Below are 19,271 nucleotides of genomic sequence, written 5' to 3'. Positions count from 1 at the left end.
TAATAACTATAACCTTGCCAAAGGAGGCCGCAAGACATGACAAACGCAACCAAGCTTGCCCTGGAAGAATCCCTGAAACATCTGCTTCTTAAGAAGCCTTTAGATAAGATCACCATCAACGACCTGACTACGGACTGCGGGATCAGCCGCATGACTTTTTACTATCATTTCAAAGATATCTATGATCTTGTGGAGTGGTGCTGTCTGGAAGATGCCAGAATTGCCCTTCAGGGCAAAAAAACCTCTTCCACCTGGCATGAAGGGCTTCTGCAGATCTTTGATGCCGTGATGGAAAACAAGCCGTTTATCTTAAATGTATACCGCTGCGTGGGGCGGGAACAGATCGAGAATTATCTGTTCCAGCTTACCTACGATCTTCTTATGGGCGTGGTAACAGAAAAATCAAAAGATATCCCCATCACGGATGAACAGAAAATTTTTATCTCAGATCTATATAAATACAGCTTTGTAGGGATCATGCTGGACTGGATCAAAAACGGCATGCGCGAAGATTATCGCGAAATCGCAGATGATACCGCAACCGCACTGTACGGAAGCATCGACAACGCCATCCGCAATTTTGCCGCCAGAAACAAAACAGCAGAAATGCATACAGAATAAAAACTTATCAAAACAGACATAATGATAAAAAACTGAACACTTTCGGTATTTTGTAAATAGAATCTTTTTTCCGGATGGGCTATCATAGCCTCAACAGCAACAAAGAACAGTTAATCCGATACAAACAGGTATCTCATTTACGAAAGGTGGATGTCATATGTCAGATAAAAAAGGATTCATGGGACTTGCAGCACTTGCGGCAGCCGGAGCCGGCGCAGCCATGCTGATGAAAAAAACAAGAGAGATCAACGAAGAGGAAAACCTCCATGTGAAAGAAACTACTACAAACTACCGCAACACCGAGCGTGGAAAGCATGACAAAAACAGCAAAGGGATTTATTATTCCAACGGTAACTACGAAGCCTTTGCCCGTCCGGAAAAACCGGAAGGTGTGGACGACAAGCATGCCTACATTGTAGGAAGCGGTCTTGCTTCCCTGGCTGCTGCATGCTTCCTGGTAAGAGACGCACAGATGCCAGGTGATCATATCCACATCCTGGAAGCCATGGATATTGCCGGAGGTGCCTGCGATGGAATCTTTGATCCGTCCAGAGGCTATATCATGCGTGGCGGTCGTGAGATGGAAAACCATTTCGAGTGCCTGTGGGATCTTTTCCGCAGTATTCCTTCCCTTGAAAAACCGGGTGCTTCTGTTCTGGACGAGTTCTACTGGCTGAACAAGCACGACCCGAACTATTCTCTCTGCCGTGCAACCGTCAACCGTGGACAGGATGCCCACACCGACGGAAAATTTAACCTGAGCCAGAAGGGCTGCATGGAGATCATGAAGCTGTTCATGACAAAGGATGAGGATCTTTACGATAAAACCATCGAAGATGTATTTGATGATGAAGTATTTGATTCCACCTTCTGGCTGTACTGGAGGACCATGTTCGCATTTGAAAACTGGCACAGTGCTCTGGAGATGAAGCTTTACTTCCAGCGTTTTATCCACCACATTGCAGGTCTTCCGGATTTCAGCGCCCTGAAATTCACCAAGTACAACCAGTACGAATCCCTGATTCTTCCCATGAAAAAATATCTGGAGGATGCAGGTGTTGACTTCCAGTTTAATACTGAGGTCACAAACGTGATCTTTAATTTTAAAGATGGCAAAAAGATCGCCACTGCTATCGAATGCAAGGTAAAAGATGTGGAGCAGGGCATCCTTCTTACAGAAAATGATTATGTTTTCGTCACTAACGGAAGCTGTACAGAGGGTACGATCTACGGCGACCAGAACCACGCGCCAAACGGCGATGCGGAGGTCCGTACCAGTGGCGTTTGGTCCCTGTGGAAAAATATCGCGGCTCAGGATCCGTCCTTCGGACATCCGGAGAAATTCTGCTCAGACATTGCCAAGACAAACTGGGAATCCGCTACTGTCACCACTCTGGACGACCATATCATCCCGTATATCACCAACATCTGCCAGCGTGACCCACGTACCGGCAAGGTTGTTACCGGCGGTATCGTAAGCTGCCAGGATTCCAAGTGGCTCTTAAGCTGGACCATCAACCGTCAGGGACAGTTCAAGGATCAGGACCCGAAAAAGGTCTGCGTATGGGTTTACGGACTGTTTACCGATGTTCCTGGTGACTATATCAAGAAACCGATGAAAGATTGTACCGGTAAGGAAATTACCGCCGAGTGGCTGTACCACCTGGGTGTTCCGGTAGATCAGATCGACGATATGGCAGAAAACAGCGCTGTCTGCGTTCCGACCATGATGCCGTACATCACCGCATTCTTCATGCCCCGTACCAAAGGTGACCGCCCGGATGTTATCCCGGATGGCTGTGTAAACTTTGCATTCCTGGGCCAGTTTGCGGAAACTCCTCGTGATACCGTATTCACAACAGAATATTCCGTACGTACTGCAATGGAGGCTGTATACGGACTTTTCGGTGTAGACCGTGGGGTTCCGGAAGTATGGGGAAGCGTTTACGATATCCGTGAGCTTCTGGACAGCAGTGTGAAGCTGATGGACGGAAAATCCCCGCTGGAGATCCAGCTGCCAGGGCCGCTAAATGCACTGAAGAAACCACTTCTTAATGTTGTGAAGGGTACTGTGGTTGAGAAGGTACTGCGGGATCATGATGTGCTGAAGGATTATATGTAAGATATACAGCCTGCCAGACAGATATTCTCAATCCGAAAATTGAGATTTGAACACAGTAACGGAGCCTCCGGTTCTATTCGTGCAGCAATCCCCCAGAAATACTTCTCGCGCGGTATTTCCGGGGGATTATTTTATTTTCTGATACTTATTTTCCCAGTGTTTCATTCATACTTCCGGAACGGAAGCCCTGAAGATCCAGAGTCACGTAAGAAAATCCCAATGTGCGGAATTTCTCTGTGATCTTTGTTCTTGTTTCATTATCTGCAATTTTCAGGATCTCTTCTTCTGGAACCTCGATCCTTGCCATGGTACCGTGGATGCGAACACGGAACTGATGGAATCCCAGATCCATCAGAAACTGCTCGGCCTGATCTACCATGTGAAGCTTCTCCTTGGTAATGGTCTCACCGTATACAAATCTGGAAGCAAGACAGGCAAAGGATGGCTTGTTCCAGGTCGGAAGATTCATGTCTTTTGACAGCTCCCGGATCTCTTCTTTATAGAGGCCTGCTTCCTGGAGCGGACTGCGGACCCCAAGCTCCTGGATAGCCCTTTTTCCCGGACGGTAGTCGCCCAGATCATCCATGTTGGAACCTTCCACGATCATGTTCATATGGCACGCCTTTGCAGCTTCCCAAAGTCTGGTAAAGATGGCTTTTTTACAGATATAGCAGCGGTCCGGCGGATTCTGACGGAACCCCGGGATGTCGAATTCGTTGATCTTGCATATCTCCTGGCAAATGTGATTTTCCTGGCAGAAATCTTGCGTTTCTTTCAGTTCTCTGTCGGTGAAAGAGCATGGACATGCGGTAATGGCCATAGCTTTGTCACCAAGTGTTTCCTGTGCAGCTTTCAGCAAAAATGTGGAGTCCACTCCACCGGAAAAAGCTACGGCTACACTTCCAAAGGAACGGAGGATTTCCTGAAGTTTTCTGTATTTTTTTTCAAGTGTGATGTTATCTGTTGCTGGCATATGTTCTGTCACCTCGTAATTTGTAAAATCTTATTTTTGCCGGATCTGAATCTGTAATTTTCAGATCTGTTCTTATTGACATGCTCTTGCAATGCTATGTGTGTATTCTTTATTGTAAACGATACCTTTTTGCCATACAAGTATTTTTCTACCTGACAGATGTACTATGAAATTTATTAGTATCCTCTCTGTTTCCAAACATAATAAGACCGGAAATACAGCATATGCCATACTTCCAGTCTTTCTTTTTACAGTTATTACATTTCGATCACATCAAGATCATCCGGAACAAACAAATTTCCGTGATAATACTCTCTGCCTTCTGCTCCGTAAAGCTCTTTACGTTTCTTAATGTTCTTATCCTCTGTGTGATACAGGACAAGATTCTTAACTCCAAGGTTCTCAGCCAGCTCACTGGCATCCTTAACTGTGGAGTGATGTTTCTCATATGGATTGAAGATATCACGCTGTCCATACAGACAGAATGCTTCGTGGAACATCCAGTCGCTGCCTTTTGCGTATTTCTCTTCACATTCATTGTATGGCTCGTCTCCGCAGCAGGTAAGTACCTTACCACCGTCATAGATCATCTGGAAACCGAACTGTTTCGCCTTGGTGGAACCGATATCAAAGAAGGTCACTTTCTTATTAAGAATTGTTTTTTCCTCGCCGTCTTTTACCTCGATCAGATGAAGTCTGTCACCGATGTACTGTGTCTCCTTCTTATTCAGAAGCTTAAATGCCATGTCTTTGAGAAGTCCGATCACTTCATCATGAGCATAGATGTTTGCCTCGCCCTGATAAGTGCCTTTTTTCATGTTCTGGCAAATGATGCGGATCACCCACACGATCCCCATGATATGGTCTACGTGCTTATGTGTAACAAAGATCTCATGAACATCCATCAGATCAACGCCTGCTTTTTTCAGCTGGGAAAGCACGGTATTTCCGCCGCCTCCGTCAACCAGAAAATGTCCATACTCATCGCTGAGCACAAAGCAGGTATTGTAACACTCAGTTACCAGAGCATTTCCGGTTCCAAGCATGGTTAATTTCATTGTTTTTTCTCCTCCTGTATATGTACGGTTTCTCTTATTTTTTCTGTATTTTTCGTGTCTCATGATATCATTACGGAGAATTATTTTCAATAAAATTTATTTTTTTCTCACGTATATTGCTTTCACATAAGAATTCATCCCAAAAACATATTCACCATCATCATATACGGTAAACGGGCAAACTTTTACATAATATCTTTTTCCTTTTGCCAGTTTGGTAAGGGTTTTGGTTCTTGTGGGAGAATATATTGTTTTTACGCCTTTGCGGAAGCGGTAATCCGTAGAATACTGAATTCTATATCCAATCGCATTGGATGCTGCTTTGCAGACAACCGTTGCCTGTCCGGCTTTTTTACTTTTAAGCGATGTAATACTTCCACGTGAAAGAGTGATCAACGGTTCTGCCTGGATTTTGAAATAGTATTCCCGGTCACTATAAACATTATCCCAGGCATATACCTCCAGATAATACGTACCTGCATTTAAAGTTTTGGATACCCTCGCACTACCTTTTCCAGTCGCATTATTCTGCTTGAATGTTACATTACCAGGCACCATAACTGCTTTACCTGAAGAATTATATATTGAAAACAATACTTCCCCATCTAATGTCGTCGCTTTTAATGAGACATGCGATTTCTGTTTAAGTACAAATTTGTAATATGCATTTGAATGATGTTTTCCCTTACAGGTTTCTCCCAGTCTGTAGTCTATAGATTCACTGTTCATAGAGGCCTGTACCGAAACTACACCAAATCCTATAATGCACATAGCCATGATCAGTAATGCCGCACTGATCTTTGTCAAATACTTTTTCATATCTGCTTCCTCCTTTTTTTGACCATTTCTGACATTTTTAGTCATCTATAAAATGATTATATTACCACGCTGATGCAAGTGTCAATATACGGTTATTTATTATATAATAACCAGCTTATACCCGAATTTTTTTATTCCTTTTATATTTTTGTGTTACAATATAGCCGAAGCAAATGCAGATTTTTTTCTGCATTTGCTTCGGCTATACATAATAAACGGAGGAATTCAAAATGAAGATCACAATCTTAAACGGCAGTCCACGCCACAACGGTAACACACAGATCATGGCAGATACTTTTTCAGAAACTGCCAGAGAAAACGGTCACACCGTAAATATCCTTAATATCGCAAATATGAACATCCGCGGATGTCTCGGATGCAAATACTGCTACTCCCACGGCGGAAAGTGCGTCCAGGATGACGATATGGAAAACGTTCTCGCAGAGCTTTCCGACACCGATATGGTTGTTTTTGCATCACCGGTCTACTGGTTCGATATGACCGCACAGCTTAAGACCGTTATTGACCGTCTGTACGCCTGCGGAAGCACAGGATTCCATTTTAACAAAACTGCACTTCTTCTTGACGCAGGCGCTGATCATGTTTTTGACGCGGCCATTGCACAGTACAAGGGAATGACCGCTTATCTCAAGTGGGAGGATAAAGGAATCATCACCGTCCCGAATATGCTGGATAAAGGCAGCATGAAAGCCTGTCCAAAGCTTGAAGATATCAGGAAGCTGGCAGCCAGCCTGTAAGCCTACCAGACCTCCGACTCTACAGCTGCACGCTCAATGCCAATGCCTTTCATATACCGGTCCATAAAAGCATTGAAGCCCTTCACGCCCTCTTCTTCCGGTGCGAGTGTGCTGCCTTCATTTCCCTTGAACACGTTTTCATCCAGGAAATCTGCAAGATCCTCGCCATCTTTTTTATTAACAAGATAGGAAGCCAGAAGTGCGATTCCCCAGGCTCCGCCTTCTCCTGCTGTAGACATTACGGATACCGGTGCATCTACCGCATCTGCAAGGATCTGCTGGCCGACACCCTTTGTCTTAAAGAGACCGCCGTGGCCCAGAAGCTTATCGATCTTTACATGCTCCTGATTCAGAAGGATATCCAGACCTACACGCATGGCGCCGAGGCAGGTGTAAAGATTATTTCGCATAAAGTTTGCCAGTGTAAATTTGCTCTCAGGAGAACGTACAAACAGTGGACGTCCCTCTTCAAAGCCGGTCATATGCTCGCCGGAGAAATAGCAGTAGGAAAGAAGTCCGCCACAGTCCGGGTCGCCTTCCATGGCTTTGTTATAAAGAGTTCCGAACAGTTTGTTCATATCTACTTCCATGCCCATAGCTTCTGCAAATTCCTTAAACACATTTACCCATGCGTTCAGATCCGAAGTACAGTTGTTGGAATGTGCCATGGCAACCGGATCTCCTGCCGGAGTGGTAACCATGTCGATTTCTTTATACGGTTTGGAAAGTGCCTTCTCCAAGACGATCATGGCAAATACAGATGTTCCCGCAGAAACATTTCCGGTACGCCGACGGACACTGTTTGTGGCAACCATACCGGTTCCTGCGTCTCCCTCAGGCGGACACATCGGGATTCCAGCTTTCAGCTTTCCACTTATATCCAGAAGCTTTGCGCCTTCCTCAGTAAGAACTCCTGCATCCTGACCTGCCACCAGAGCTTTCGGCATAATATCGCGAAGCTTCCATGGGAAACCATAAGGCGCAACCAGTTCATCGAACTTCTGAACCATCTCCTCGTTATAGTCCTTCGTTTCACTGTCGATTGGGAACATACCTGCCGCATCACCGATACCAAGAACTCTTTTTCCGGTGAGTTTCCAGTGCACATAGGCTTCCAGAGTGGTGATATAATCGATATCTTTTACATGCTCCTCACCGTTAAGGATCGCCTGATACAGGTGTGCGATGCTCCATCTCTGAGGGATATTGTAATGGAAAAGCTCTGCCAGCTTCTCAGAGGCTTCTCCTGTGATGTTGTTTCTCCAGGTACGGAACGGGACCATCAGCTCTCCCTCTTTATTAAACGGCATATAGCCATGCATCATGGCACTGACACCAAACGCACCTACGCTTGTAAGCTCCACTCCATATTTTTTCTGAACATCTTCTGCCATATCCTGGTAACTGCCCTGGAGACCCTTCCAGATCTCCTCCAGGCTGTATGTCCAGATACCATCTACATACTGGTTCTCCCATTCATAGGCTCCGGATGCGATGGGCTGGTTCTTATCGTCCACCAGAACTGCCTTGATCCTTGTGGAACCAAACTCAATACCAAGAGCCGTACGATTCTCAAGAATTGCTGTTTTTGCCTCATTTACTCCCATTGTAAAAAACCTCCCGTATTATTTGCTGAAATACATGCTGTTCCATCTCAGCTCATTCTGCAGATTCCGGATCGTTGTATCGCCACCGCTTCAATACCCATAGCTGCTGTTTTCCAGTCACCCTCGCCACCGAAGCCATAGCCTTTTCCATCAGTCGCTGGATCGCAAGTCTCGGAAGCTGTTTCAGGGAGCCCAGATCACCAAAGTGTGTTACGATAGCCTGATAATTTTTCTCCTCGAGGAAGCGCTCAAAACCGATCTCGATCCCTGCCTGGACTGCTACATGCTTCTTAAATTCCTCAGGGGCACGTCCATCCAGAATCATATCGTATTTATTATAATATTCTTCTACCAGAACATCAATATCTCCCTGACTTACATCCTGAACATATTCTGCGATCTCATTAACCGGATAAGCATCGATCTCCCAGTTTTTCCTGGGGATGGGTGATAGTGGTAATGCCCTGTCCCTGTCTTGCATATAGTGAATTATCATAGCCGGTTACCGCAACATCTTCCGGGATCTTTTTGCCCTGACGTTCCAGTTCTTCCATAACCTGGACAGCGATCTGTTGTTTTTATTATTTATCAAAAGTTCCATATAAAGAAAGGCCGGAACACCCTCCCCATTCTGGTGTTCCGGCCTTTATATGTCGCCTTGCATATTTATTTCAAAGTTTTTGCTGCCTTCCGATCATTTTCTGCCTTAGCGGTACATCTTCATATAATCCCCATGTGCCTCGATCAGCTCATCACACATTGCCTGGATGTCTTTGATGTTCAGCTCTGCACCTGTGTGCGGGTCCATCATGGCTGCCTGATAGATTTTCTGGCGGTCTTTGGTCACTGCTGCCTCAATAGCAAGGAGCTGCGGGCTGACATTGGATGAGTTCATAGCTGCCAGCTGTGTAGGAAGCTTGCCCACTTTTACCGGATGTACACCGGTTCCGTCGATATAGCATGGAACCTCTACGCAGGCATCCGACGGAAGGTTATCGATGTAACCGTTGTTAAGAACATTTCCACCGATCTTGTACGGTGTGTTTGTAACAACAGCCTCCATAATATAGGAAGCATACTCTTTACTTCTCTCATGGCCGATCTTGCCATCCTTGAGGATATCCTCGCGCTCTTTTTCCCAGCCCTCGATCTGTTTGATACATCTTCTCGGATATTCGTCAAGCGGAATATTGAACTCCTCGATCATCTCCGGATATTTGGATTTAATGAAGAACGGATTATACTCTGCATTGTGCTCACTGGACTCTGTGCAGTAGTAGCCAAGATGACGGATGTACTCATAACGTACCATATCCTCATGTTTCTCACCGGATGTATTCTTCTCCTCTGCAATTCTGCGGATCTCCGGGTACAGGTCGTTTCCATCTTTGTCATGGATCTCAAGAAGCCATGCCATGTGGTTGATACCTGCGATCAGCTCGGTACGTCCCTCAATCTTGTCTTCCATTCCCATTCCCTCAAGAAGCTTCTGGGAGCAGACCTGAACGCTGTGACAGAGGCCTACAGTACGGATCTTTGTAAAACGCTGCATATAGCCGGTAAGCATTGCCATAGGGTTGGAGTAGTTCAGGAACAGAGTGTTCGGGCAGACTTCTTCCATATCCCGGGCAAACTCTTCCAGGACCGGAATGGTACGAAGTGCACGCATGATTCCGCCGATTCCCAGGGTATCTGCGATAGTCTGTTTAATGCCGTATTTCTTCGGGATCTCAAAATCTGTAACTGTGCATGGCTCATATCCGCCTACCTGAATGGCGTTGACTACGAAATCTGCATCTCGAAGTGCATCTTTACGGTTCTCGGCACCGAGATAAGTTTTGATCACTGCGCGGTCCTCGTTTACGTTGTGGTTGATGGCACTTAAGATAATTCTGGAATCCTCCAGTCTCTTCTCGTCAATATCATAAAGTGCGATCTCGCTTTCGCGAAGTGCCGGTGTGCACATACAGTCTCCAAGTACATTTCTTGCGAAAACCGTGCTTCCTGCTCCCATAAATGTAATTTTGATCATGTTCGTTCCTCCTGCCTGTCTTTTTGGATTTTTCTGTGACAGATTTTTCTGTTCTTGGCAAAAATCCTGATTTTCTGCTGATTCTGCGGCGCAGCCCCGCTTCGTTATTATTATGGTTTTATGATACTACCGGAAGCATCTTTAAAATATGTACTTTGATGTCAATAATTGTTGTTTTGTTGCATGAAATATAAATGCCCGTTTACTGATACAGTTCAGAAATTTCCTATAAAACATATTTCCTATAAAATTTACTTCCATTCGTTTTTATGCTTTTTTATGTTTTCGAAACATTGCAAAGTAATTTTCCATAATGCAAAAACTCTCCATCCGATACCAGGATCATATATATCCTGATTCGGACAGAGAGCTGTTATTTTTTATTACAAAGGTCTGCCAGCAACAAAAGGTACTGCCAGTTATCAGGACTCAGATTCCATATAATCGCCCTTCTTTCCCTTCACTACAAGTCTTCTCTTTTCTTCCTTGTATTCTCTCGGACTTCTTCCTGTTCTTGCCTTGAATACCTTGGAAAAAGCCAGCGGATCTCCATACCCTACTTTTGCAGCTACTTCACTGACCTGAATACCTCCATTTTTCAGAAGAGTCTTTGCCTTCTCGATGCGAAGATTCATAAGATATTCCTGCGGCGAGCATCCGAGGCTTTTTTTAAACGAGCTGGTAAGATAGCTCCGGTTGACGCCAATGCGGTCTGCCAGCTCATTGATCTTCAGCCGCTTGTCAAAGTTAGCTGCAATGTAATCCACTGCATGCTCCACATAAACGGAATTTGGATATCTGTGGGATGGGAGAAGCTTGCCTTCTCTCAGACATGCATCCCGGTTATCTGTGATCAGGTCAGAAAAAAGAAGCATCAGAAGTCCGTTCCGTTTCAGTTCATTTTCAAAAACGAGCTTGTTGGTCTGGACCATTGCATCAATATATTTTGCAGCATTTTCCATGCAGTGGATCCTTCGGACCGGATTTTCCCGGCTGAAGCCGCTTACATGGATCACTTCCTCCGCAGTCATTCCCTCAAATCCTACCCAGCGATATGTCCAGGGATTGTCCATGTCTGCCTCATACCAGGCCTCCACACTGGATGGGATCAGAAATGCTTCTCCACCTGTCAGATGATACTGATGGCCATCCATCTCAAAAACTCCGCTTCCGGATTCCACGATATGAAGTACATGAGAGATCCTTTTATTTGGTCCAAATCGATGTCCCGGATCGCATTTTTCCCACCCACAATAAGTAAGACAGAGATCCACCGCACCTTTCTTTAAATTCTCCAGACATTTAAAGCTGTCCGAGCTTGTAAAACCAACTGTGTGAAGCAACTTGTCACCTCCCTGATGTCATATATTATGTTTCCGCCTGTGAGCTGCTTCGCCACCCAATAACAGGCCGCCATATCCGGCGGCCTGTTATTTTTCTGGTCAGGCGGATGTTTTTCTGCAGATAATTTTTATTCCATCATTTACAGAAATCAGTCCTCTGCTTCAATTGTATACAATACAGAATGGAAATCACCGTTTGTCTTATTGCAGTAGTCACGATCAACCGGGATTCCTGCATACATCAGCTCATTTCCGTAAGCTTTCAGGCACTTATCTTCCCATTTTACTTTGTAAAGCTGATCCTCGTCAAGACCCTTGAAGCGCAGACGCATCCAGGAAGCATTGACCTTGTTCAGTCTTTCATAGTATCCGGCAACTGCCTGCTTTTTGTCTCTGGAAACAACCATCCATGCAGTATCATTTCCTTCGAACGGGCTTAAGATACGGTAGAAATCACCCTCCACCTGGATCAGGTCACGATGTTCCTTCATGAATTCCACCTGTGCCTTTACCTCTTCGATCTCTTTGGCACTTAAAAGGTTCAGATCCAGCTCATAGCCAAAGGTTCCGAAATATGCCACATTTGCTCTTGTGGAAAGCGGTGTGGTACGGTGCAGCTGATGATTCGGTACTGCTGATACATGAGATCCCATGCTGACGATCGGATAAACAAAGGAGGTACCGTACTGGATTTTTTCTCTCTCTGCTGCATCGGTATCATCACTGGTCCATGTCTGCGGTGCAAAGTACAGCATTCCTGGATCAAATCTTGCTCCGCCGCTTGCGCAGGATTCAAAGAGAATGTCAGGGAATCTCTCTGTCAGTCTTGTATACAGCTCATATACACCAAGGATATATTTATGCATAGTCTTGCCCTGATCTGCTGCAGATGCGCCGCGGCTGAAAGGCTCGGACATGTAGCGGTTCATATCCCATTTAATGTAGGAAATGGAAGATTCCTCGATAACCTTGGAGATGGAATCATAAATAAAATCCACAACCTCAGATCTGGAAAAATCAAGAACGTGCTGATGTCTTGAGTGGGACTCAAAACGGTCCGGTGCTCCGATGAGCCAGTCCGGATGTGCTCTGTAGCAGTCGCTGTTCTTGTTTACCATCTCAAGCTCTACCCAGAGGCCAAATTTCAGGCCCATCTCCTCGATCTTGCGGGAAAGTCCGGAAATTCCGTTTGGAAGCTTATTCTTATTTACGAACCAGTCGCCAAGGCCCTGGTAATCATCGTTTCTGGTTCCGAACCATCCGTCATCCAGAACGAAAAGCTCTACCCCAACCTCTTTGGCTTTTTTTGCAATATTGAGGATTTTTTCCTCATCAAAATCAAAATAGGTTGCCTCCCAGTTATTAAGAAGGATCGGGCGTGCATGATTTCTCCATTTTCCGCGCATCAGGCGGTCACGGTACAGTCTGTGGTAAGCCTGGCTCATTCCGTTTAAGCCCTTATCGCTGTATACCATAACAACCTCCGGAGTCTGGAATTCCTCATCTCTGGAAAGCTCCCAGGAAAATCCCTGTGGATTGATTCCCATCATAACTCGTGTCATCTCGTAGGTGGAAACCTCGACCTGTGCAAGGAAGTTGCCGCTGTACACAAAGCTGAAGCCGAAAACCTCGCCTGTATCTTCTGTTGTATGAGGACGCTTCAGCGCGATAAACGGATTCTGCTCAGAGCTGGAGCCGGTTCCTGCAAGACTCTGTACAGCCTGTATACCCATCTCAAGTTTGCGTGTTTTTACATAGCGCTCACGTGCCCATGCACCGGAAAGATGGATCATCTCATAATCCATATCCGGGAACTCCACTGCTGCACTCATCACGTTCTCAAGACGGATTTTCTGATTCCCTTTCTGAACAAGGCGTGCACTTCTGGTGACCACCGGGTAATCCTCATATACGGAATATGTAAGAACAAGGTCTGTGTCCATCACAGAATCATGAAGTGTAATGTCCAGAGATGTTGCCTCTTCCTCGTTCTCTGTGTAGGTTGCCGGAAGACCGGCAAGCTTCTTCTTGCCGCCGTAAATCTCATGAGAAACATATTTGAAATCTACGATCTCGCTTCCGTTCTCCTGACGAACAGTAAGGGCAGGATTTCTGAAATCACCGGTTCCGTAAACAGGATACTCCTGTTTGGTATACTGCATGGAAAGAAGTCCCGGTTCCGGAACGCATACAGCCATCAGGGAACGCATGATCTCCTCGTGAAGATAACTGAAATCCTCTTTATCGCGGATAGCTTTTCCATAGTACAGATTCTCCATCTGGCCATTTTCCATGATACAGGTGATGTAGCTTAAATGTTTGTTATAAATGTGGAATGTCTTTGATCCCTCGTGAAATTTGATCGGCATAATTTTCTCCTTTTTTCGTTTACTGCGGATAAAAATATCCGCCTCTTTCCTTAAGAATCATCAAATAACTGTGCATTTTGGCATTTGCTTCGATAAAAATACCGCTGACAACCTCAATAACCAAATCCTCAGTTATATACATTGTCAGCGGTCTTGTATTACCTTATGTAATATTTCTGATTACAGTTTTCCACCGCTGGTAGCAATACCTTCGATAAACTGTTTCTGGAAGATCATGTAGATCACGATCATCGGAATGCAGGCGATCAGAGATGCAGCCATCAGTTCCGGGAATTTGGATACGTACTGGCCCTGCATCTTTGCAAGTGCGGAAGAAAGTACCAGCATATCCTTATCTGTATTAACGATCATCGGCCACATCAGATCTTTGAATGCGAATACAGCTGTGAAAATTCCAAGTGCGACCATACTGGATCTTGTAAGTGGTGCCATGATGTAAAGGAAGGTCTGACCGATGTTACATCCGTCAAGTCTGGCAGCCTCCTCCAGATCCTTCGGCAGTCCCATATATCCCTGTCTCAGAAGGAAAGTACCGAATGCAGTAACAATACCTGGGAATACAAGGGCAAAGATCGTATTCAGCATACCCATCTTGCTGACCATCAGGTACTGCGGGATGATGAAGATCTGTACCGGAACCATCATCTGGAACAGTACAAGACTGAAGCAGAGATCACGGCCCTTGAAGTTCAGTCGTCCAAATGCATAGCCTGCCATAGTTGCTGTAAGAACCGCACACACTACTCGGAAGAAGATCAGAAGCAGTGTATTCTTGTACAGAAGCAGGAAGTTCATGTTATTGATAACAGAAATAAATGCGTCTTTTCTCCATATTTTCGGGAAAATGGTGAAAGGATCTACAGATGTTGCTTCCGTTACAGTTTTAAAAGCTGTCAGGATCATCCAGATAAATGGCACAAGCATCGTTATGGACACAATGATCAGTATGACATGTATTAAAATAGTGGTTAATTTCTTTTTTGTTTCCATACTATCCATGGTTAATCCCCCCTTTTTAGTTGTAGAATACCCATTTCTTCTGACCGATCATCTGGAATACTGTCAGGATCATGGTGATAATAAGAAGTACTACTACGATCGTAGCGCCGTATCCCATGTTCTTATTGATAAATGCATATTTATAGAACAGGTAAACCAGTGACTGAGTCTTGGTAAGTGCCGGGTTTGACTTGTCAATAACCATATAGATCAGGTCGAATACCTGAAGGGATCCGATCACACGGGTAACAAGTACGAAGAAAATGGTTGGTGAAAGAAGCGGGACCGTGATGTTAAAGAATGCATTCACGCCTGTTGCACCGTCAATGGATGCTGCTTCATAATAATCTCTCGGGATTTCCTGAAGTCCTGACAGGAAAAGAACCATATTGTAACCGATGATAGACCATACACCGATGATCGCAACTGCAAATACTGCAATTTTCGGATTAGAAACCCAGTTTACATGAACATGGAAAACGTTATTGATAAGACCATAATCAGAGTTGAACAGCCATCTCCATACCATGGCTACCGCTGCCGGAGCTGCTACCATCGGAAGGAAGATGATGGTTCTGTAAATAGAACGGCCCTTCATCTTTCTGTTAAGAAGTACTGCAAGAACAAGTGCGATGACAATGGAAAAAGGGACCTCCACGATCGCATATTTGAATGTGTTGATCAGTGCCTGCCAGATCTCTTTATCTGCAAAAACCTTCTGGTAGTTCTGTAAACCGATAAAGATATTTCCTTTACCAAAATCTCCTGTCTTGAAAAAGCTCTGGTAAATAGTCTGGAAGATCGGAATGATGTTCAATACGATCAATCCGATGGTTGTTGGGAGAATAAACAGCCAGCCCCAGAGGAACTCACTGCGCTCTCTCTTTGTCCGTGCCTGTGACTTGGTGGTTTTAGCCATAAGAATCACTCCTTCTATTCCTTCTATGTATGAGGCCGCTGCACCTGAGTGCGGCGGCCCCTCTCATTACTGCACTTAATTATCGGTGTTTCTTAATGCTTACTCCTCAGCCAGCTTCTCGTTCATCTGATCAGCCATCTGCTTGCAAGCCTCTTCCATTGTGATGTCGCCTGTGTATACGCCCTTAAGGATCTCGTTGTCCTCGTTCTCCCATGTTACAGTAGATTTGGAGTATGGACGGATCTCCATGTCATCCATCATGTTCAGATAAGCCTGAAGGTTGAAGTCTGCGGATTTAGCCCATGCATCAGATGTATCTTTGTATGCACTCATTGTAACACCAAGCTCAGCCTGTTTCTCCTGAGCCTCTTTGGATCCGAGGTACTCGATCAACTGCCAAGCTTCGTCTGTGTGCTCACCGGAAGCAGATGCTGCCCATCCAAGTCCGTTATATAAGGAAGCTCTTCTGCCTGTCTCAGCGTTCTTAGGAAGCTCTACACAATCACAGTTAGCTGCTGTGTACTCGTTCTCTTTAAATGCTGCAAGCATCCAGGAGCCCTGGCATGTCATAGCGATCTTGCCAGCCTCGAAAAGTACGTCCTCGTTGTTCTCGGACATTGTCTCAAGAGACGGGATCACGCCATCCTTGATCCATCCTTCCAGTGTCTGCATAGCTGCGATCGTCTTCTCATCATCCCAGCCGGATTTTGTCTTGTCATCGCTGATGATGTATCCGCCGTTATCATAGATCAGGTTGTAGTATCCGGCCTGGTTGTTATCATTTCTCATTGCGAGACCGTACTGGGAACCATCATCCTTAGTAAGCTTCTTAGCTGCCTCTGTAACATCATCCCATGTCCAGTCAGCTGTCGGATAATCAAGTCCTGCCTCGTCAAATAATGTCTTGTTGTACCAGAGAGCGATTGTATCTATATCCTTCGGTACTGCATAATATTTATCATCGTATGTATACAGTCCCCAGATATCCTCCGGATAGTTCTCCGGATCGATCAGATCGCTGTCTTTGATCTTATCGGTCAGATCAAGAAGCATATCGTTGGACATGTATCTCTGACTCTCGTTGGAGTGCATCCAGAATACGTCCGGAAGGGAACCACCCTGTGCACCGGCCTCGAGCATTGTCCAGTACTCATCCCATTTAACAACGGAGATCTCTGTCTTGATTCCTGTCTTCTCTGTGAAGTCTGCGAGAATTTCTTTGATTCCCGGCTCCTGGTTGGTGTCCCAGATGGATACGGAAAGTGTAACATCGTCACCTTTTGCATATACCGGAACTGCTGTCATTACCATGGCACCTGCTAACAATAATGCTGCTACTCTTTTGAAATTCATAACTTCTTCCTCCTTTTAAATCTTTCTTATTTTCCCTCTTTCTTTGGTCAGTTTTTATATTTTTTCACGTCCCTGACCGTTGATATTATTATAATTGCACATGGAAAAATGATAAATGGATTATTGTCATTTCAATATGGAAAAATGTTACTTTTTATTCATTTTATCCATTTTTTGTTCACACTTTGTTAATTATCCGTCATTTTTCCAGTTTCTTTTACGTTTTTTTTATATACCCTCACAATTTTTACTATTTTTGAGTATGTTTTGGCGCTCATTTATCCCCTTGTAGCAAAACCAACATTTTTACATATGTATTTTTGTATGTTTTTACTAACTCAAAACATGTATAAATGTCATTTGCCGAATAATCTGTTTTTCCGTTCCTAACACAATTCCATGCACGCTATCATTTCCACATGTGCACGCAAAATTCCATATTTTTTTATACAGTCCTATAAACCGTTCTGTATCCTGCGTTTTTCCTGCCGAAAAATTTCCCGGCTGTACTGTTTTTCTCACCGTCAGATGTGTATTGACGATCCGTATTCGCTGCGAAGCATATTGCTGTTCATTCTGTGACCGGCAATACGCTTCGTGATGCACAAGATACTTATCTGCGTTCCCTCTCTTTACACACAGTCAAAAACTGTGCTAAGATTAGCTGGATCGGACTTTACACCTATAGTCTGTTTTTCATTTCTATATTTCTATATAAGGAGGTTATTAACAGTTAAATATAAATTATAAAATCATATAAGTACATGTTTGGTTTTATAAGATATTAGAGTAGAATATTATTGAAAGGAGTTGATGCTTTGAGTAAATATTATTCTATACATGAATTTTCAAAAATTATAGGCGTATCCGCCCAGACATTACGAAATTGGGATGCCAATGGAAAACTTCATCCGCATCATACTACAGTAAGCGGCTATAGATATTATTCTGACGAGCAACTCAACCAGGTAATAAATGTAAAGCCTAAAAATCGCATTACAATTGGATATTGTCGCGTTTCCAGCCATAAACAGAAAGATGATCTGGAACGACAGATTGATAATACTGAAAAATCCGAACAGCAGGAACTTGTTGAAGATCTGGTTCAGATGATCGCAGTATTCAGTTGCAAATTACAAGGAAAACGAGCGAATAAAGCTAAGAAACTTATCCGGGAACTGATACAGGAGGAAGTAGATGGTAAAAGCCATAAAAGTAATGTTGATACCAAACAATGTACAGAAAACTAAGATGTTTCAGTACGCAGGTGCTTCAAGATTTGCTTATAACTGGGCTTTGGCAAGGGAAATAGAAAACTATGAAAAAGGCGGAAAATTCATTTCAGATGCAGAACTCAGAAAAGAATTTACAAAGCTTAGACATTCTGATGGATACGCATGGTTATTGAGTATTTCAAATAATGTAACCAAACAGGGGATCAAAGATGCCTGCACTGCTTATAAGAACTTTTTCAAAGGTTTGCAGAAATTCCCAAGGTTCAAGTCAAAAAAGAGAGCAATGCCGAAGTTCTATCAGGATAATATTAAGATACAATTCAGCAATACTCATGTTAAGTTTGAAGGATTTTCTTCGAGCAGGAAAAGAAATAAACAAAAACTAAATTGGGTAAGACTTGCAGAGCATGGTCGTATTCCTACAGATGCTAAATATATGAATCCGCGAATATCCTTTGACGGATTGAACTGGTGGATCAGCGTATGTGTGGAATTTCCTGATTGCATAGAAAAACTTAATGATGATGGGATTGGTATAGATCTAGGGATCAAAGATCTGGCTATCTGCTCTGATGGAGCTAAGTATAAGAACATCAATAAAAGTCAGAAAGTAAAGAAACTGGAAAAACAGAAACGCAGATTACAGCGTAGTATCTCTCGCTCTTACGAGAAAAATAAGAAAGGAGAAAGTTACTGCAAAACAAATAATGTAATCAAAAAGGAAAAACTTTTATTAAAACGAAATCACAGATTAACAAATATCCGTAAGAACTATTTGAATCAGACTACATCTGAAATTGTAAGTCGAAAACCAAGATTTATTTGTATTGAAGATTTGAATGTTAGTGGAATGATGAAAAATAGACATTTATCAAAAGCAGTTCAGAATCAGGGGTTTTTTGAGTTTAAAAAGCAGCTTGAACACAAGTGCAGCGATAAAGGGATCCAGCTTATTGTGGCTGATCGGTTTTATCCATCATCAAAGCTTTGCAGTTGCTGTGGAAACATTAAAAAAGACTTGAAATTATCTGACAGAATTTAT

General features: G+C 43.9%; 16 protein-coding genes and 1 pseudogene. 5 read left to right on the top strand and 12 right to left on the bottom strand.

Annotated elements, in window-relative coordinates:
* Positions 1-36: 36 nt before the first annotated feature.
* Together DMI82_RS10975 and DMI82_RS10970 are read left to right on the top strand one after the other, a co-directional pair.
* The gene (locus DMI82_RS10975; protein ID WP_110103303.1) at positions 37-621 is read left to right on the top strand and encodes a TetR/AcrR family transcriptional regulator; all 585 of its coding nucleotides are present in this window, start codon (positions 37-39) and stop codon (positions 619-621) included.
* 157 nt (positions 622-778) lie between these two features.
* Positions 779-2,743, top strand: coding sequence for an oleate hydratase (locus DMI82_RS10970; protein WP_110103302.1), 1,965 nt, complete (start codon positions 779-781; stop codon positions 2,741-2,743).
* Positions 2,744-2,888: 145 nt separating this feature from the next.
* On the opposite strand, the gene larE is transcribed toward DMI82_RS10970, so the two are convergent.
* From larE to DMI82_RS10955, 3 genes are all read right to left on the bottom strand, one after another.
* Positions 2,889-3,716 (bottom strand): ATP-dependent sacrificial sulfur transferase LarE, encoded by an 828-nt coding sequence (larE, locus tag DMI82_RS10965; protein ID WP_110103301.1) that lies wholly within the window; start codon positions 3,714-3,716, stop codon positions 2,889-2,891.
* Positions 3,717-3,973: 257 nt separating this feature from the next.
* On the bottom strand, positions 3,974-4,774 hold the full coding sequence (locus tag DMI82_RS10960; protein ID WP_022426660.1) for an MBL fold metallo-hydrolase: 801 nt from the start codon (positions 4,772-4,774) through the stop codon (positions 3,974-3,976).
* A 96-nt stretch (positions 4,775-4,870) separates the two neighbouring features.
* Positions 4,871-5,593, bottom strand: coding sequence for a fibronectin type III domain-containing protein (locus DMI82_RS10955; protein ID WP_110103300.1), 723 nt, complete (start codon positions 5,591-5,593; stop codon positions 4,871-4,873).
* 230 nt (positions 5,594-5,823) lie between these two features.
* Between DMI82_RS10955 and DMI82_RS10950 the strand changes: the two genes are divergently transcribed.
* Positions 5,824-6,351, top strand: a complete 528-nt coding sequence (locus tag DMI82_RS10950) for a flavodoxin family protein (protein WP_110103299.1) — start codon at positions 5,824-5,826, stop codon at positions 6,349-6,351.
* 2 nt (positions 6,352-6,353) lie between these two features.
* Here DMI82_RS10950 and DMI82_RS10945 read toward each other — a convergent pair whose 3' ends face one another.
* The 9 genes and pseudogenes from DMI82_RS10945 to DMI82_RS10905 form a co-directional block, all read right to left on the bottom strand.
* Complete coding sequence (locus DMI82_RS10945; RefSeq protein WP_110103298.1) at positions 6,354-7,958, bottom strand: xylulokinase; 1,605 nt, start codon at positions 7,956-7,958, stop codon at positions 6,354-6,356.
* 62 nt (positions 7,959-8,020) lie between these two features.
* A pseudogene (locus tag DMI82_RS10940) lies at positions 8,021-8,388 on the bottom strand (L-arabinose isomerase family protein); the annotation flags it as partial.
* On the bottom strand, positions 8,363-8,512 hold the full coding sequence (locus DMI82_RS20685; RefSeq protein WP_110103297.1) for a substrate-binding domain-containing protein: 150 nt from the start codon (positions 8,510-8,512) through the stop codon (positions 8,363-8,365). The pseudogene DMI82_RS10940 and the gene DMI82_RS20685, both read right to left, overlap by 26 nt.
* A 152-nt stretch (positions 8,513-8,664) precedes the next feature.
* Positions 8,665-9,990: an alpha-glucosidase/alpha-galactosidase gene (locus DMI82_RS10930; protein ID WP_022426688.1), complete on the bottom strand. Its 1,326-nt coding sequence runs from the start codon at positions 9,988-9,990 to the stop codon at positions 8,665-8,667.
* A 422-nt stretch (positions 9,991-10,412) separates the two neighbouring features.
* Entirely contained in the window at positions 10,413-11,333 is a 921-nt protein-coding gene (locus DMI82_RS10925) for an AraC family transcriptional regulator (protein WP_110103296.1), read from the bottom strand.
* 149 nt (positions 11,334-11,482) lie between these two features.
* Positions 11,483-13,702, bottom strand: coding sequence for an alpha-galactosidase (locus DMI82_RS10920; RefSeq protein WP_044960737.1), 2,220 nt, complete (start codon positions 13,700-13,702; stop codon positions 11,483-11,485).
* Positions 13,703-13,882: 180 nt separating this feature from the next.
* Entirely contained in the window at positions 13,883-14,722 is an 840-nt protein-coding gene (locus DMI82_RS10915) for a carbohydrate ABC transporter permease (RefSeq protein WP_021650444.1), read from the bottom strand.
* 16 nt (positions 14,723-14,738) lie between these two features.
* Positions 14,739-15,641, bottom strand: coding sequence for a carbohydrate ABC transporter permease (locus tag DMI82_RS10910; protein WP_021650445.1), 903 nt, complete (start codon positions 15,639-15,641; stop codon positions 14,739-14,741).
* 99 nt (positions 15,642-15,740) lie between these two features.
* On the bottom strand, positions 15,741-16,994 hold the full coding sequence (locus tag DMI82_RS10905) for an ABC transporter substrate-binding protein (RefSeq protein ID WP_092070268.1): 1,254 nt from the start codon (positions 16,992-16,994) through the stop codon (positions 15,741-15,743).
* Positions 16,995-17,812: 818 nt separating this feature from the next.
* Here DMI82_RS10905 and DMI82_RS10900 point away from each other — a divergent pair.
* Both DMI82_RS10900 and DMI82_RS10895 read left to right on the top strand, forming a co-directional pair.
* The gene (locus tag DMI82_RS10900; RefSeq protein ID WP_110103295.1) at positions 17,813-18,244 is read left to right on the top strand and encodes a MerR family transcriptional regulator; all 432 of its coding nucleotides are present in this window, start codon (positions 17,813-17,815) and stop codon (positions 18,242-18,244) included.
* Positions 18,192-19,271, top strand: a 1,080-nt coding sequence (locus DMI82_RS10895; RefSeq protein ID WP_110103294.1) for an RNA-guided endonuclease InsQ/TnpB family protein, incomplete at its 3' end; no start/stop codon positions are given. The genes DMI82_RS10900 and DMI82_RS10895, both read left to right, overlap by 53 nt.

Source organism: Blautia sp. BCRC 81119 (assembly GCF_003184505.1).
Lineage (GTDB): Bacteria > Bacillota > Clostridia > Lachnospirales > Lachnospiraceae > Blautia_A > Blautia_A fusiformis.
The sequence above is the reverse complement of the archived record's forward strand: the minus strand, read 5'-3'. Positions and strand labels throughout refer to the sequence as shown.

Excerpts from the sequence above, each read along its gene's own strand:
- DMI82_RS10970 (WP_110103302.1), top strand. The coding sequence starts at position 779 with ATGTCAGATAAAAAAGGATTCATGGGACTTGCAGCACTTGCGGCAGCC.
- DMI82_RS10955 (WP_110103300.1), bottom strand. The coding sequence starts at position 5,593 with ATGAAAAAGTATTTGACAAAGATCAGTGCGGCATTACTGATCATGGCT.
- DMI82_RS10950 (WP_110103299.1), top strand. The coding sequence starts at position 5,824 with ATGAAGATCACAATCTTAAACGGCAGTCCACGCCACAACGGTAACACA.
- DMI82_RS10920 (WP_044960737.1), bottom strand. The coding sequence starts at position 13,702 with ATGCCGATCAAATTTCACGAGGGATCAAAGACATTCCACATTTATAAC.
- DMI82_RS10910 (WP_021650445.1), bottom strand. The coding sequence starts at position 15,641 with ATGGCTAAAACCACCAAGTCACAGGCACGGACAAAGAGAGAGCGCAGT.
- larE (WP_110103301.1), bottom strand. The coding sequence starts at position 3,716 with ATGCCAGCAACAGATAACATCACACTTGAAAAAAAATACAGAAAACTT.
- DMI82_RS10960 (WP_022426660.1), bottom strand. The coding sequence starts at position 4,774 with ATGAAATTAACCATGCTTGGAACCGGAAATGCTCTGGTAACTGAGTGT.
- DMI82_RS20685 (WP_110103297.1), bottom strand. The coding sequence starts at position 8,512 with ATGGAAGAACTGGAACGTCAGGGCAAAAAGATCCCGGAAGATGTTGCG.
- DMI82_RS10905 (WP_092070268.1), bottom strand. The coding sequence starts at position 16,994 with ATGAATTTCAAAAGAGTAGCAGCATTATTGTTAGCAGGTGCCATGGTA.
- DMI82_RS10915 (WP_021650444.1), bottom strand. The coding sequence starts at position 14,722 with ATGGATAGTATGGAAACAAAAAAGAAATTAACCACTATTTTAATACAT.
- DMI82_RS10930 (WP_022426688.1), bottom strand. The coding sequence starts at position 9,990 with ATGATCAAAATTACATTTATGGGAGCAGGAAGCACGGTTTTCGCAAGA.
- DMI82_RS10945 (WP_110103298.1), bottom strand. The coding sequence starts at position 7,958 with ATGGGAGTAAATGAGGCAAAAACAGCAATTCTTGAGAATCGTACGGCT.
- DMI82_RS10975 (WP_110103303.1), top strand. The coding sequence starts at position 37 with ATGACAAACGCAACCAAGCTTGCCCTGGAAGAATCCCTGAAACATCTG.